This window comes from Tenacibaculum aquimarinum, from assembly GCF_022478115.1.
GTDB classification, from domain to species: domain Bacteria; phylum Bacteroidota; class Bacteroidia; order Flavobacteriales; family Flavobacteriaceae; genus Polaribacter; species Polaribacter aquimarinum_A.
In genome coordinates, this window is the sequence record NZ_JAKGSC010000002.1 from 454937 (window position 1) to 469205 (window position 14269).

Below are 14269 nucleotides of genomic sequence, written 5' to 3' on the forward strand. Positions count from 1 at the left end.
AATTTAGTTAAAAGAAAAATTAAACTATAATTTTCAAGGAATACAAATTACAAAAAACTCTGTAAAGCCAACTCATAGCTTTTTAAGCCAAAACCTGTAATAATACCCTTTACATTTGGAGCAATAAAACTTTTGTTTCTAAACTCCTCACGCGCATGTACATTTGAGATATGCACTTCAATAACTGGGGTTTCTATTGCTTTTATTGCATCTGCAATACCTACCGAAGTATGTGTGTAAGCTGCTGCATTTAAAATAACACCATCAAAAGTAAAACCAACTTCGTGGAGCTTATCAATTAGCTCTCCCTCTATATTAGACTGGAAATACTGAATTGTTATTTCTTTATATTTTTCTTGAAGCGTTTTAAGATAGTCTTCAAAGGAATTATCTCCATAAATTCCTGGCTCTCTTTTACCAAGTAAGTTTAAATTTGGTCCGTTTAAAATTAGTAATTTCATAATTTTTGAAAATAAAAAACGGAAGTTAAAAAACTTCCGTTAAATTGTTAAATATTTTTTACAAACTATAACCTCATCATTACTCCTAAACCAAAGTAAGCAAATGTTGGTTGCTCTTTTTTTATACCTGTATAAAAAAGATTAAAGTTAATAGATTCGTTAATATTATACCCTACAATTGGTTTAAAATAAAAACCTCCAGCATCTCCACTTGGAGATAAACCTATTGCATATCCAACATCTCCACCCATAAAAAAGCTATCGCTATCATTGCTAAAACGAACAGAACCAGCTATTGGAATATACATTTTATCTTCTGGAGAAACACCATTGTTTTCTTCTCCTGAAAAATATACCAAACCTGTTGCAGCTCCTAAACTTATTTGATCTGTAACTTCATATAAATAATTAGCATCTAAACCAAAAGCGATAGAAAATTTATCTTCCAAATTACCTGTTGGCAAACCTCCATTAATACCTATACCAATACTACTATATTGTGCAGTAGCATTTAAAGACAATACAATTGTAGCTAAAAATAATATTTTTTTCATAATTTTTTACTTAATAAATTTAAGCAAATATATAAAATACTTACTAAAGACATTCTTTTAAACACAAAAAAAAGGGAAGCAAAAACTGCCTCCCTTTTTATTATTTTAAGATTCTGTTTAGAAAAATAAAGAGAAACCTATTAATCCTTGAAATACACCATCTTGATCATCTAAACCAACGTTGTATCTTACTGAAGGCTTAACGCTTACGTTATCAGCTACGAACCATGCATAACCAGCTTGTAAACCTAACCATTTAAGATCTGATCCAGTATCTCCTGTAAAATCTACACTTACCGGAAATGCACCATCGATATAATACTCTGCCCCTACTTTATAAGCAAACGCGTCTGCAAAACCATTGTCTGCATAACCTAAACCAGCTTTTACAGCAAGGTTATCCATAACAAAATAACCACCATCTAAACCAATAGACCAAGTTGTATTACCATCTGCAGAAGCTAAAGAAAATGAAGTGTTACCAGTACTAGTAGAACCAGTGTTAGCTTCAATTACCCATTTACCTTTAGAAGTTGCAGTTACTCCTTCTTTTTCTTGTGCATTAGCTGTAAAAGCAACAGCAACCATAGCAATACTTAATAATAATTTTTTCATAATAAATAGTTTGTTTTATTTTTTGAGAGCGCAAAAATAACAGACTTTTTATATCTACAAAACATTTTTAGTAAATTTATTTCATAAAAAAAAAGGGAAGCAAAATTGCTTCCCTTTTAAAAAAAAATGTTTGAATATTATAATGCAAACATTGCTCCTAAACCAAAAAATGAAAGATCTCCCATTCCTGAATAACTCGCTTGTAACATTACTTTATCACTAATATCATAACCTACCATTGGTCTCCAATAAAACTCACCACCTTCAGCGTTAGAAACACCAATTGCGTATCCTAAATCAGCACCTAAAGTAAACTCATCAGAAGCGTTAAAACGACCAGCAGCAGCTAATGGCATAAAACCTGTACTTGGAAACTCAACAGCACCAACTGTCTCACCAAAAAAATTGATGTAAGAAACTGATGGCCCAATTTGAAATCCTTCTGAAACATCAAATAAATAATTAGCTTCAACGCCAATACCAAAAGAAGATATTTCTCCAAAGTCACCAGTTGGAAGAGCAGCATTAACACCAAGGTTAAATTTTCCGTCTTGTGCTGTAGCTGCAAATGTAAATGCAACTAAAGCAATACTTAACAATAGTTTTTTCATAATAATATAATTTTAGTTAAAAATTCAAGACGAATTTAAAAACAAAAAATCAAACTTATCAACAAAAAAATCATATTTGTTAACAACTTTATTAACATTTTATGTTTATAAAGCGTGTTTTATTATTTGAGTTAATTAAAAAAATTAATTTTGTTATTATAATGAATTGGAAAAACGCCATACAAGATTATCAATTATATTTAAAAATAGAAAGAGGGCTTTCTAAAAATTCTGTTGAAAATTATGAAAGAGATATAACTAAATTAGTCTCTTTTTTAAATGAAAAAGAAACACACATATCCCCTATTACAATTGATAGCCATCTTATACAAGATTTTATTTATCAAATTGCTAAAAAATTAAATCCTAGAAGTCAAGCTCGTATTATATCTGGCTTACGCAGTTTTTTTGATTATTTAATTTTTGAAGATTACAGAAAAGATAATCCGACTGATTTATTAGAAACTCCAAAGATTGGAAGAAAGCTACCTGACACTTTATCTCATGAAGAAATTGATGAAATATTAAGTGCAATAGATTTAAGTCATCCGCAAGGAGAAAGAAACCGCGCAATATTAGAAACCATTTATAGCTGTGGCCTGCGTGTTTCTGAGGTTATAAACTTACAAGTTTCTGACTTGTTTTTTGAAGAAGGCTTTATAAAAGTACTTGGGAAAGGAAATAAGTTTCGTTTTGTTCCAATACATCAAACAACACAGAAATATATTTTAAACTATCTTTCTTACATTAGAAACCACATAACACCTTCAAAAAACGAAGAAGATATTGTTTTTTTAAACAGAAGAGGTAAACGTTTGTCTAGGCAAATGATTTTTATGATTTTAAAAGAACTTGCCTTAAAAGCTAATGTAGAAAAGAAAATAAGTCCACATACTTTACGCCATTCTTTTGCAACTGAGTTATTAAAAGGTGGTGCCGATTTAAGAGCTGTACAACAAATTCTTGGACACGAAAGCATTACAACTACTGAAATTTATGTGCATTTAGATAAGAGTTACTTGGCTGATGTGGTTAATAAATACCACCCAAGAAAGGTTAATTAAATAATTTTGAAAAAAATGCTTTAAAGATCTAACTCTAATTTAGTAGTATAATTAGTAGAAAAGTATTGAGAAACTTACTTAAATATAAGGCACAAAAAATGGCAAGCTACCTACATCACACTGCTACAACCTAATACCTTTGCTGCGTTCCCGCCCTGGAGGATTCAAAGGGAGCTAGTTGTGTAGAACTTGCCGAGGCAAATTTACAATCTATTTTTTATTTATCAAGCAAAAAAAAAGCAATTTTTATGTAACATTTTTAACTTATTGAATACTAATTAATTGTTATTGTATTTAACACTTCTTAAAGTTAAAGTAAATAACATGTTAACTAATTAAATATATTTGTAATTAACTAATCAAAATTTAAAACAATGGAAAATCAAGTAAACAGTAAAAGTATAATTTTAAACTATGGTTTAATTTTAGGTGTTATCGGTAGTATTGTACACCTTGCATTATGGGCAACAGGTAATTTAATTGAATTAAATTGGGTTAATAGTCTTGTTTGGTTTATTGGATTAATAGCTTTTGTTATTATTGGTATTAAGAAATTTAAAGAAGCTAGTGGAGGTTTTATGTCTTGGGGACAAGGAGTAAAAATAGGAATAGGAATTGCTTTAATTAGTGGTGTAGTTTCTGTTATATACACTTTACTTTTTATGAATGTTATAGACCCTGGATTCCAAGATTTAGCAATGGAGGCTCAGCAACAAGCTTGGCTAGATAATGGAATGACTGAAGAACAGATAGAAACTTTTACAGAATCTGCAAAAAACTTTCAAGGACCAGGAATGATAGCTGCTTTAATATTAGGAATGTCTGCATTTTTTGGTTTTATAATTTCTGCAATCACTTCTGCAGTAATGAAAAAAACTGAAGAAGATCAATATTAATATTAGTTTAAGAAGTAATTTGCTATAATTTGAATATTTTAGCAAATTAATAAACAAAAAATATAGTATGGATATATCGGTAGTAATACCACTTCTTAACGAAGAAGAATCTCTACAAGAATTACACGATTGGATTGCAAAGGTTATGCAATCCAATCGTTATTTATATGAAATTATTTTTATTGATGATGGAAGTACAGATACTTCTTGGAATGTTATAGAAGAACTTTCTTCTAAAAACACATCCGTAAAAGGTATTCGTTTTCAAAGAAATTACGGAAAAAGTCAGGCTTTAGATGCAGGCTTTAACCTCGCTAAAGGACGCGTTGTAATTACAATGGACGCAGACCTACAAGACAGTCCAGATGAAATTCCTGAATTGTACAGCATGATTATTGATGATAATTATGATTTAGTTTCTGGTTGGAAAAAGAAACGATACGATAGTGTTTTTGCAAAAAACATACCTTCAAAATTATTTAATGCTGCCGCTAGAAAAACCTCAGGAATAAAATTAAACGATTTTAACTGCGGACTAAAAGCTTATAAAAACGAAGTTATAAAAGCCGTAAAAGTTAGCGGAGAAATGCATCGTTATATTCCGGTTTTAGCCAAAAATGAAGGTTTTAATAAGATTGGAGAGAAAGTTGTGCAACATCAAGCACGAAAATATGGAGAAACTAAATTTGGAATGAGCCGTTTTATAAATGGTTTTTTAGACTTAATTACCATTTCGTTTTTATCTAAGTTTGGAAAAAGACCAATGCACTTTTTTGGACTTTGGGGAACTTTAATGTTTCTCTTTGGGTTTTTCTCAGCTTTTTATATTGGCGCTAATAAATTATACAGACTCTCTCAAGGTTTAAAAACTATATTAGTAACTAATAATCCTTGGTTTTACATTGCGCTAACAACCATGATTTTAGGTACTTTATTATTTCTTGCAGGCTTTTTAGCTGAAATTATAATTAAATCTAATCCGCAAGAAAAGCATTATTCAATCAAAGAAAAACTCAATTTCTAAATCCGTAACTTAGCTAAATATATTCTTATATTATGAAAGAAATTTTAGACAATGCCAAGCAATGGCTTTCAAACGACTTTGACATTGAAACTCAGAAAGAGATTCAACATTTAATAACTACAAAATCTCCAGATTTATCAGACAGGTTTTATAAAGATTTAGAATTTGGAACTGGAGGAATGCGCGGTATTGTAGGTGCAGGAACCAATAGAATTAACAAATACACATTAGGTAAAGCTACACAAGGCTTAAGTAATTACTTACTTAAAAGCTACCCTAACACAAAAATAAAAGTAGCAATTGGTTATGATTGTAGACATGATAGTAAATGGTTATCTGAAGTTGTAGCAGGTATTTTATCAGCAAATAACATACAGGTTTATGTTTTTGAAGATTTACGCCCAACGCCAGAGTTATCTTTTGCTGTAAATCATTTAGATTGCCATGCAGGTATTGTATTAACAGCTTCTCATAATCCGCCAGAATATAACGGATACAAAGTATATTGGGCAGATGGCGGACAAATTGTTCCTCCAGAAGATAAAGGTATTATTGATGAAGTAAATTCTTTAAAATTTACAGATATTAACTTCAACAGAAATGCTGAATTAATTAGTACTATTGGTGCAGAAGTAGATGATGCTTTTTGGAAAGCATCTTTAAATAGTGGAACTTTCAACCTAAAAAATAGAGAAGATTTAAAAATTGTATTTACCTCTTTACATGGTACTGCAATAAAATTAATTCCAGAAGTTTTAAAACGTGCTGGCTATACTGATGTTCATATAGTTGAAGAACAAGCAACTCCCGATGGAGATTTCCCAACGGTAAAATCACCAAATCCAGAAGAACCAGAAGCCTTAAAAATGGCGGTAGATTTAGCTAATAAAATTGGTGCAGATATTGTTTTAGGAACCGATCCAGACTCCGACAGAATTGGTATTGCCGTTAGAGATACTGAAGGAAACATGAAATTGCTTAACGGAAATCAAACCATGTGTTTAATGAATGATTTCTTATTACAAAACTGGAAAAAACAAGGAAAACTAAACGGAAAACAATTTATAGGATCTACCATAGTTTCGACTCCTTTAGTTAGTGAAATTTCTGAGAGTTATGGTGTAGAAACTAAAATTGGCTTAACTGGTTTTAAATGGATTGCTAAAATGATAAAAGACTTTCCTGAGCTAGATTTTATTGGTGGTGGAGAAGAAAGTTTCGGTTACATGGTTGGCGACTTCGTAAGAGATAAAGATGCTGTTACTGCTGCCCTACTTGCTTGTGAAATGGCAACAAGTGCAAAAGGAAAAGGCAGTTATTTATATAAGGAATTACTAGAATTATATACGCGTCATAATTTCTACAAAGAGCATCTAGTTTCTTTAGTTAAAAAAGGAATGAACGGTGCCAAGGAAATAAAACAAATGATGATTGATTTACGTAGTAATCCGTTATCAGAAATTGATGGCGAAAAAGTACAATTTGTATACGATTATCAATCTTCAATTAAGAAAAACTTACTAACTGGAGAAGAACTTCCAATTAGCATTCCAGCTTCAAATGTTTTAATTTATGAAACTCTAAATGGAACAAGAGTTGCCTGTAGACCAAGTGGAACAGAGCCTAAAATAAAGTTTTATTTTAGTGTAAATTCTAATTTAGACACTACAAACAATGCTGCATCTGTAGAATTTGATTTAGATTTAAAGATTAAAAGAATTGAAAAACAATTAGGTATATAAATGAACTATTTTAAAGACATTCTAAAATTTGCAAAACCATATCAAAAATTTGCATGGTTAAATGTATTTTTTAATATTCTATATGCCATTTTTAATGTTTTATCTGTTCTTGGATTTATTCCTGTTTTAGGTATCTTATTCGGAAAAGAAGAAAAAGTATACAACAAACCTGTTTACGAAGGAATTGGAAGTATTTATGACTATGTTCAAGGTACAATCAATTATTCTGTTACAGACATGTTAGAAAAAGGAGGCATCGATAAAGCTTTGTTATTTATCTGCATACTCTCTTTTAGCTTATTTTTCTTCAAAAATCTTTTTAGATATTTAGCTTCTTATGTGTTAGCTTTCTTAAGAAATGGTGTTGTAAAAGACATTAGAGATAACCTATACAACAAAATCTTAGAGCTACCTATCGCCTATTTTTCAGAAAAGAAAAAAGGAGATACAATTGCACGTTTAACAGCTGATGTTAAAGAGGTTGAAACAACATTTCTAACATCTTTAGAAACTATTGTTAGAGAACCTTTAACCATTATATTTACACTTATATCTATGTTTGCTATAAGTATTAAATTAACTCTGTTTGTCTTTGTTTTATTACCAGTTTCGGGATTAATAATTTCAGGAATAAGTAAAAAACTAAAAGCAAATTCATTATTAGCACAACAAGAAACGGGTAATTTTTTATCATTTATTGAAGAAACCTTAACTGGTTTAAGAGTGATAAAAGGTTTTAATGCTGAAAAAAGGATTGCATCAAAATTTAACGACTCTACAAAGAAATACAGCAATCTGATGACAAAGGTTATTCAGCGAAAAACATTAGCATCTCCAATGAGTGAATTCTTAGGAGTTACCACAATTATTGCAATTCTGTTTTATGGTGGAAAATTAGTGTTAGGTGATAACAGCGACATGAAACCTCAAGAATTCTTTGGTTATATCGGTTTATTTTACTTAGTCTTAAACCCAGTAAAAGCAATAGCTACAACGTATTCAAACATTCAAAAAGGAGATGCTTCTGCTGAACGAATTATGGATGTTTTAAATACTAAAAACACTATAACTGAACCTAGCAATCCAACATTAAAGAATACTTTTAATGCTAAAATTGAGTTTAAAAACATTTCATTTAAATATAAAGATGAATACGTTTTAAAAGACTTTTCTTTAACAATTCCTAAAGGAAAAACTGTTGCTTTGGTTGGTCAATCTGGAAGTGGAAAATCTACACTAGCAAACTTAATTACGCGTTTTTACGATGTAAATAAAGGTGAAATTTTAATTGATGATATTAACATCAAAAATATTTCAAAGAAAGCATTGAGAGATTTAATGGGAATTGTAACACAAGAATCTATTTTATTTAATGATTCAGTTGAAAATAACATAAAGTTAGGAACAGAAAACGCAACGCTTTCAGACATACAAAATGCTTCTGAAATTGCCAACGCGCACGAGTTTATTAAAGACTTACCACAACAATACAATACTAACATTGGCGATAGCGGAAACATGCTTTCTGGTGGACAAAAACAACGTTTATCTATTGCTAGAGCAGTTTTAAAGAATCCGCCAATTATGATTTTAGATGAAGCTACTTCTGCACTAGACACAGAAAGCGAACAATTAGTTCAGGTTGCTTTAGAAAAGATGATGGAGAATAGAACTTCTTTAGTTATTGCACATAGGCTTTCTACCATTCAAAAAGCTGATAATATAGTAGTTATGAAAAAAGGAACTATTGTAGAACAAGGAAAACATGAAGACTTATTAACTAAAAAAGGTGAATACTTTAAGTTAGTAAATATGCAATCTTTAGCATAAAAAAATGTCATTCCTACTTTGGTAAGAATGACATTTTTTTTTAAATTTAATACAGTTAGCTTAACCTAACTTCTGTAACATTTCCATCATTTTACCTCCAACTAATTCAATAGCTTTTAACGGACGTAACATTACTTTAAAGTCTGTTATTTTTCCTTCAGTATTAAACGTAATTATATCAACTCCATTTATGTAAAATCCATCAATTTCAGTTTCAAACTCTAAAATTGCTTGAGTATCATTTGATGTTTCTTTTACATATTTAAAACTATCATTTAATAAAACCTTATAAGCTGCTGATAAATACATAAAAGCAAGTTTTTTTCCAACTTGAGGTTTATGTAATATTGGAGAATGAAAAACTACTGATTCCTCTAAAATTGCATCTAACAAAGTTAAATCTCCACTTTTAATAGCCTTGTGCCAGTTATTGATATTATCAGTCATAATTTAAAGTTTTAAACCTAATTGTTGTCCTTTTTCAATCATAAATTGCTGTGAAGCTTCGTATTCATTTGGTATTTTACCATCTAAAATAGCTTCTTTTATTGCTTCTTTAATCTGCCCAATTTCTCTACAAGGCTTTAAATTAAAGGTTTTCATAATTTCTTCACCAGTAATTGGTGGCTGAAAATTACGAACACTATCGCGTTCTTCTACTTCTTTAATTTTTGCTCTTACAACTTCAAAATTCTTATGATATCTTTTAAATTTCTTCGGATTTTTAGTAGTAATATCTGCTTCACAAAGCGTCATTAAATCTTCAATATCATCACCTGCATCAAAAATTAAACGTCTTACTGCAGAATCCGTTACATCTGTTGCTAAAACAATTGGTCTTGAGCTTAACATAACCATTTTCTGAACAAATTTCATCTTATTATTCAATGGCATTTTTAAGCGTTTAAATAACTTGTAAACCATTTTAGAACCTACAAACTCGTGTCCATGAAAGGTCCAACCATTTTTTTTATGAAACTTTTTTGTGGGTGCTTTACCAATATCATGCAATAAAGCTGCCCAACGCAACCAAACATCTTCTGTGTATTTGGCAATATTATCTACAACTTCTAACGTATGATAAAAATTATCTTTATGTTTCTGACCTTCAACTTCCTCTACTCCTTTTAATGCGATTAATTCAGGTAAAATTTGAGTCAACAAACTCGTTTGTTCTAAATGTAAAAATCCTATTGATGGAACTGGTGAAGACAAAATCTTATTCAATTCATCTACAATACGTTCTCTGGTAATTATTTTTAATCGGTCAGCATTTTTAGAAATTGCTTGTAATGAGTTTTCTTCAATTGTAAAATTAAGTTGTGTAGCAAATCTAATGGCACGCATCATTCTTAACGGATCGTCAGAATACGTAATATCTGGATCTAATGGTGTCCGAATTAGTTTATTTTCTAAATCAGTAATTCCATTAAACGGATCTAATAATTTTCCGAAAGAATCCTTATTTAAACTCAATGCCAAAGCATTAATTGTAAAATCTCTTCGGTTTTGATCATCTTCTAAAGTTCCTTCAGAAACTTCTGGATTTCTACTGTCTTCTGAATACGATTCTTTACGCGCACCTACAAATTCAATTTCTACGTCTTTATAACGCAACATTGCTGTTCCGTAAGTTTTAAAAACTTGAACTTTAGGTTTATTTGGTAATAAACTTGCCACTTTTTCAGCTAGCTCAATACCGCTTCCAACTGCAACAATATCAATATCTTTTGCGGTTCCTCTTTGTAAAATATAATCGCGTACAAAACCACCAATTACATAACTTTTTAGCTGTAACTGATTTGCTGCTTCAGAAATAAATTGAAAAATTTCAGCAGATATTGCTTCTTTATAATACGTTTCTTGCATTAATTATTCTCGAATGGTGATAACGTTATCTCCTTCTAATTTTAAAATAGTTGAAGACTTCGTAGTAATTTTTTCTTTGTGCAAATTTACCACATAATCTACGCTCGTCAAAATAGCATTGTCTATTTCTGAAAATGAATTTGGCGTTGGTTGTCCACTCCTATTTGCAGATGTTGAAACGATTGGTTTACCGAATCTTTTAATTAGTTTTCTACAAAAATCATCTTGTACAATTCTAATTGCTAATGTATTATCTTCTTTATTGATAATGTTTTCGGCTATTCCTTTAGGATTATTATAGATTATGGTTGTTGGTTTTTGAGCTTTATTTAAAATATCTAACGCTATTTTAGGTACAGAAACATACTTTTTTAACATACTAACAGAGCTAACCAACACAATTAAACTTTTACTTTCTTCTCTGTTTTTAAGCTTAAAAACCTTCTTTACAGCGTTTACAGAAGTTGCATCGCAACCAATTCCCCAAACTGTATCTGTTGGATAAAGGATTGTTTTTTCAGCTGAAAGAGGTGTTAACGTGTTTCTTAATTGCTTCATCTTATATTGAAACTAAATTTATTGATTTCTTATTTATAAAGTTTGTCTAAATACTCATAACGTTTACGAACTCCGTAAGCCATTAAATAAGATAATTGTAATCCTTTAAAACCATCTAAAAAACCGAATCTTATTATAAAATGAATTAAAAATCTTGCAGGTGGTTTTATTAAAGTGTGAAAAAAAGTAACTTTTTTCCCTTTAGCAAAAAGTTCTTTTGCTTGTAATTGTGCATATTGATTTAACTTCTGCTTATAATGTTCACTATTTTTATAAGAATAATGATTCAATTTATTTTTTAAAAATGATGTTTTTCCATTACACACCAACTCTTCGTGCACAACACCTTTGTATTTACATTCATTTTTTAAAAACAATCGTTTTACTTTACTAGTTCTAAATCCAGAAAAATTGATTTTAGTTCCTCTATAAAAGAAGTTTCTTTTTATATAAAATGCTACAGAATTATTAGGATTATTAACTGTACTTAATATTTCTTCTTGAAGTTTTTTAGGCAATTCTTCATCTGCATCTAATACTAAAACCCAATCATTTATTGCCTTTTCTATTGCATAATTTTTTTGAGTAGAAAAATCGTCGAATTTTCGTTGTAATAAGGTTACATTTTTATTTTTTTTAACAATAGCAACTGTTTCATCTGTACTAAAAGAATCAATAACAATAACTTCATCTGCAAATAAAACCGAATTTATTGCACGTTGAATATTATCTTGCTCGTTAAGCGTAGGAATTATTGCTGTAATTTTTGTCAAAAAAATATTTTTCTCAAAGATAGTATTCTACAACAAAAAAACACACAAATTTCTTTGTGTGTTTTTCTTCATATTTAAAAATTTTTAAACTGCTACGTCATACTCACGTAAAGCATCATTTAAAGAAGTTTTCTTATTAGTACTTTCTTTACGTTTACCAATTATTAAAGCACAAGGAACTTGATATTCACCTGCAGCAAATTTCTTTGTGTAACTACCTGGAATTACAACTGAACGCGCAGGAACTCTTCCTTTCATTTCAACAGGTTCGTCACCAGTTACATCAATAATTTTTGTACTCATTGTTAGTACAACATTTGCGCCTAAAACAGCTTCTTTTTCTACATGAACTCCTTCAACAACAATACAACGAGAACCTATAAAAGCACCATCTTCAATTATTACTGGAGCTGCTTGTAAAGGTTCTAAAACACCACCAATTCCAACACCTCCAGAAAGGTGAACATTTTTACCAATTTGTGCACAAGAACCAACAGTTGCCCAAGTATCTACCATAGTTCCTTCATCTACATAAGCACCAATATTTACATAACTTGGCATTAAAATAGTGCCTGGAGAAATGTAAGCTCCATGACGTGCAACTGCATTTGGCACAACTCTAATTCCTCTTTCTGCAAAGTTTCTTTTTAAAGGAATTTTATCGTGATATTCAAAAATACCAGCTTCTAAAGTTTCCATTTTTTGAATTGGGAAATACAAAACCACAGCTTTTTTTACCCATTCATTAACTTGCCAACCATCATTTGTAGGTTCTGCAACTCTAAGTTCTCCTGCATCTAACAAATCAACCACTTTTCTTATGGTTGCAATTGTTTTTTCATCTTTTAATAAATCTCGGTTTTCCCAAGCTTTTTCTATAATTGAACGTATTTCCGTCATTTTATTGCTTATATATTTTTAACAAATATAAAAACTACTTTAGTCTTGGCATAAAATTTAGTGTAGTATAAACAGAAAACTTATTTTTGTATAAATTTTTAAATACTAATGGCGCGAATTGTAGCGATAGATTTTGGAAAAAAAAGAACTGGTATTGCGGTTACTGATGATTTACAGATTATAGCTTCTGGATTAACAACAGTTAATACTGAAGAGCTTATTCCTTTTTTAAAGGAATATATTTCAAAAGAAAATGTTCAGTTATTTTTGATTGGAGAACCAAAACAAATGGACAATACTGAAAGTGAAAGCGAAGAGTTAATTCGTCCTTTTATAGAAAAATTGAAGAAAGCAATTCCTTCAATTCCATTTGAAAGAGTTGATGAACGCTTTACTTCTAAAATGGCTTTCCAAACCATGATAGATGGTGGTTTAACTAAAAAACAACGTAGAAATAAAGCACTAGTTGATGAAATTAGCGCCACAATAATTTTACAATCTTACTTATATAGGTAGTTTTTAATTAGGAAAAGCGGCAATTAATTTATCCAAATCAATATTAATTGTATACTCCTCACTAAAAAGATCTAAAAGATTATCTATATCCTTAATTTCATTAAAATCATAAGGTTCTTTTTCTGTTCTTCCAACAGAAGCAAAGTAATCTCTAAATTTAAATCCGTTTCCTACAACTTTATCCGAAAAATTAATCCAAGCAGAAGGAATATTATACGCATCAGCTACAATTATTCCATGCAAAGAGCTTGAAATAATGTTTTTACATTCTAAGATTTCATCAACAACTTTTAAAGGATTTTTATTTTGAACATCAATAACTTTAATGTCTGGATTCTTTTCTAGAAACTTAAGTAACTCTTTATTTTTTTTATCTCTATAATGAGGAATTATACCCAACTCAAACTTACGTTCAATATTTTTTGGATTGTGAAATCTTGGTAATAACAAAGCTGGATCTCCATAAACCTCTGGACATTCAATACCAAACTCTAAAAGTTTCTTTCTAGTTAAAGGCCCTCTAACAGCTAAAACTTTTTTAGGCTTTTCTTTAATTACTGAATCTTCAGAAATAATTCCACTACCCCAAACAATTGTGTTTTTATTACATCTCTGTAAAATTGAACCAATTATGTAGTAGTGTTCAAAATAAGAACTCTTCCTTTTAGATATCTTCTTTACATCTTTATTTTTACTAAATTCTTTGGCTATAATTGGATTTAAAATGTCTCCAAAATTATCTCTATGAGAATCGTATGATAGAAAAAAAGTGTTTTCAGTTGTACTTTTTTGCCAAGGAAATTTAAATATCATTAAAATAGATTTTCTACAAAAATAGTAAAATATTCAATTTCTC

The 14269-nt window shown here is 29.9% G+C and carries 16 protein-coding genes and 1 other RNA gene; 6 read left to right on the top strand and 11 right to left on the bottom strand.

Annotated features, from left to right (window positions below; translation table 11 throughout):
- Positions 1–47: 47 nt before the first annotated feature.
- From aroQ to L1S33_RS07975, 4 genes are all read right to left on the bottom strand, one after another.
- The gene (gene aroQ, locus L1S33_RS07960) at positions 48–461 is read right to left on the bottom strand and encodes a type II 3-dehydroquinate dehydratase (RefSeq protein WP_240552447.1); all 414 of its coding nucleotides are present in this window, start codon (positions 459–461) and stop codon (positions 48–50) included.
- 65 nt (positions 462–526) lie between these two features.
- Complete coding sequence (locus tag L1S33_RS07965) at positions 527–1015, bottom strand: outer membrane beta-barrel protein (protein WP_240561938.1); 489 nt, start codon at positions 1013–1015, stop codon at positions 527–529.
- A 117-nt stretch (positions 1016–1132) separates the two neighbouring features.
- Positions 1133–1630 (bottom strand): hypothetical protein, encoded by a 498-nt coding sequence (locus tag L1S33_RS07970; protein WP_240552449.1) that lies wholly within the window; start codon positions 1628–1630, stop codon positions 1133–1135.
- 137 nt (positions 1631–1767) lie between these two features.
- Positions 1768–2241, bottom strand: coding sequence for an outer membrane beta-barrel protein (locus tag L1S33_RS07975; protein ID WP_240552450.1), 474 nt, complete (start codon positions 2239–2241; stop codon positions 1768–1770).
- A gap of 161 nt (positions 2242–2402) precedes the next feature.
- On the opposite strand from L1S33_RS07975, the gene xerD reads away from it, so the two are divergent.
- Positions 2403–3305 (top strand): site-specific tyrosine recombinase XerD, encoded by a 903-nt coding sequence (xerD, locus tag L1S33_RS07980; RefSeq protein WP_240561939.1) that lies wholly within the window; start codon positions 2403–2405, stop codon positions 3303–3305.
- A gap of 96 nt (positions 3306–3401) precedes the next feature.
- On the opposite strand, the gene ffs is transcribed toward xerD, so the two are convergent.
- Positions 3402–3500: signal recognition particle sRNA small type (ffs, locus tag L1S33_RS07985), an RNA gene on the bottom strand.
- A 179-nt stretch (positions 3501–3679) separates the two neighbouring features.
- Here ffs and L1S33_RS07990 point away from each other — a divergent pair.
- The 4 genes from L1S33_RS07990 to L1S33_RS08005 all read left to right on the top strand — a co-directional run bounded on the left by L1S33_RS07990 (position 3680) and on the right by L1S33_RS08005 (position 8797).
- Positions 3680–4201: a DUF4199 domain-containing protein gene (locus L1S33_RS07990; RefSeq protein WP_240561940.1), complete on the top strand. Its 522-nt coding sequence runs from the start codon at positions 3680–3682 to the stop codon at positions 4199–4201.
- A gap of 67 nt (positions 4202–4268) precedes the next feature.
- Complete coding sequence (locus L1S33_RS07995) at positions 4269–5225, top strand: glycosyltransferase family 2 protein (RefSeq protein ID WP_240561941.1); 957 nt, start codon at positions 4269–4271, stop codon at positions 5223–5225.
- Between the two features lie 32 nt (positions 5226–5257).
- Positions 5258–6967, top strand: coding sequence for a phospho-sugar mutase (locus L1S33_RS08000; protein ID WP_240561942.1), 1710 nt, complete (start codon positions 5258–5260; stop codon positions 6965–6967).
- A complete protein-coding gene (locus L1S33_RS08005; RefSeq protein WP_240561943.1) occupies positions 6968–8797 on the top strand; it encodes an ABC transporter ATP-binding protein in 1830 nt (609 codons plus the stop codon).
- A 60-nt stretch (positions 8798–8857) separates the two neighbouring features.
- On the opposite strand, the gene L1S33_RS08010 is transcribed toward L1S33_RS08005, so the two are convergent.
- The 5 genes from L1S33_RS08010 to L1S33_RS08030 all read right to left on the bottom strand — a co-directional run bounded on the left by L1S33_RS08010 (position 8858) and on the right by L1S33_RS08030 (position 12897).
- Complete coding sequence (locus L1S33_RS08010; protein WP_240561944.1) at positions 8858–9244, bottom strand: nuclear transport factor 2-like protein; 387 nt, start codon at positions 9242–9244, stop codon at positions 8858–8860.
- A gap of 3 nt (positions 9245–9247) precedes the next feature.
- A complete protein-coding gene (locus L1S33_RS08015; RefSeq protein ID WP_240552457.1) occupies positions 9248–10666 on the bottom strand; it encodes a CCA tRNA nucleotidyltransferase in 1419 nt (472 codons plus the stop codon).
- 3 nt (positions 10667–10669) lie between these two features.
- Positions 10670–11224, bottom strand: a complete 555-nt coding sequence (locus L1S33_RS08020) for an L-threonylcarbamoyladenylate synthase (RefSeq protein ID WP_240561945.1) — start codon at positions 11222–11224, stop codon at positions 10670–10672.
- A gap of 29 nt (positions 11225–11253) precedes the next feature.
- Entirely contained in the window at positions 11254–11997 is a 744-nt protein-coding gene (locus L1S33_RS08025) for a glycosyltransferase family 2 protein (RefSeq protein ID WP_240561946.1), read from the bottom strand.
- A gap of 84 nt (positions 11998–12081) precedes the next feature.
- Positions 12082–12897 (bottom strand): 2,3,4,5-tetrahydropyridine-2,6-dicarboxylate N-succinyltransferase, encoded by an 816-nt coding sequence (locus tag L1S33_RS08030; RefSeq protein WP_072554711.1) that lies wholly within the window; start codon positions 12895–12897, stop codon positions 12082–12084.
- Positions 12898–13005: 108 nt separating this feature from the next.
- On the opposite strand from L1S33_RS08030, the gene ruvX reads away from it, so the two are divergent.
- Positions 13006–13413 (top strand): Holliday junction resolvase RuvX, encoded by a 408-nt coding sequence (gene ruvX, locus L1S33_RS08035; protein WP_240561947.1) that lies wholly within the window; start codon positions 13006–13008, stop codon positions 13411–13413.
- A 3-nt stretch (positions 13414–13416) separates the two neighbouring features.
- Here ruvX and L1S33_RS08040 read toward each other — a convergent pair whose 3' ends face one another.
- Positions 13417–14226, bottom strand: a complete 810-nt coding sequence (locus L1S33_RS08040; RefSeq protein ID WP_240561948.1) for a polysaccharide pyruvyl transferase family protein — start codon at positions 14224–14226, stop codon at positions 13417–13419.
- Positions 14227–14269: the final 43 nt, after the last annotated feature.

Bases quoted from the DNA above. Each gene is read 5' to 3' on its own strand.
- aroQ (WP_240552447.1), bottom strand. From the start codon at position 461: ATGAAATTACTAATTTTAAACGGACCAAATTTAAACTTACTTGGTAAA.
- L1S33_RS07965 (WP_240561938.1), bottom strand. From the start codon at position 1,015: ATGAAAAAAATATTATTTTTAGCTACAATTGTATTGTCTTTAAATGCT.
- L1S33_RS07970 (WP_240552449.1), bottom strand. From the start codon at position 1,630: ATGAAAAAATTATTATTAAGTATTGCTATGGTTGCTGTTGCTTTTACA.
- L1S33_RS07975 (WP_240552450.1), bottom strand. From the start codon at position 2,241: ATGAAAAAACTATTGTTAAGTATTGCTTTAGTTGCATTTACATTTGCA.
- xerD (WP_240561939.1), top strand. From the start codon at position 2,403: ATGAATTGGAAAAACGCCATACAAGATTATCAATTATATTTAAAAATA.
- L1S33_RS07990 (WP_240561940.1), top strand. From the start codon at position 3,680: ATGGAAAATCAAGTAAACAGTAAAAGTATAATTTTAAACTATGGTTTA.
- L1S33_RS07995 (WP_240561941.1), top strand. From the start codon at position 4,269: ATGGATATATCGGTAGTAATACCACTTCTTAACGAAGAAGAATCTCTA.
- L1S33_RS08000 (WP_240561942.1), top strand. From the start codon at position 5,258: ATGAAAGAAATTTTAGACAATGCCAAGCAATGGCTTTCAAACGACTTT.
- L1S33_RS08005 (WP_240561943.1), top strand. From the start codon at position 6,968: ATGAACTATTTTAAAGACATTCTAAAATTTGCAAAACCATATCAAAAA.
- L1S33_RS08010 (WP_240561944.1), bottom strand. From the start codon at position 9,244: ATGACTGATAATATCAATAACTGGCACAAGGCTATTAAAAGTGGAGAT.
- L1S33_RS08015 (WP_240552457.1), bottom strand. From the start codon at position 10,666: ATGCAAGAAACGTATTATAAAGAAGCAATATCTGCTGAAATTTTTCAA.
- L1S33_RS08020 (WP_240561945.1), bottom strand. From the start codon at position 11,224: ATGAAGCAATTAAGAAACACGTTAACACCTCTTTCAGCTGAAAAAACA.
- L1S33_RS08030 (WP_072554711.1), bottom strand. From the start codon at position 12,897: ATGACGGAAATACGTTCAATTATAGAAAAAGCTTGGGAAAACCGAGAT.
- ruvX (WP_240561947.1), top strand. From the start codon at position 13,006: ATGGCGCGAATTGTAGCGATAGATTTTGGAAAAAAAAGAACTGGTATT.
- L1S33_RS08040 (WP_240561948.1), bottom strand. From the start codon at position 14,226: ATGATATTTAAATTTCCTTGGCAAAAAAGTACAACTGAAAACACTTTT.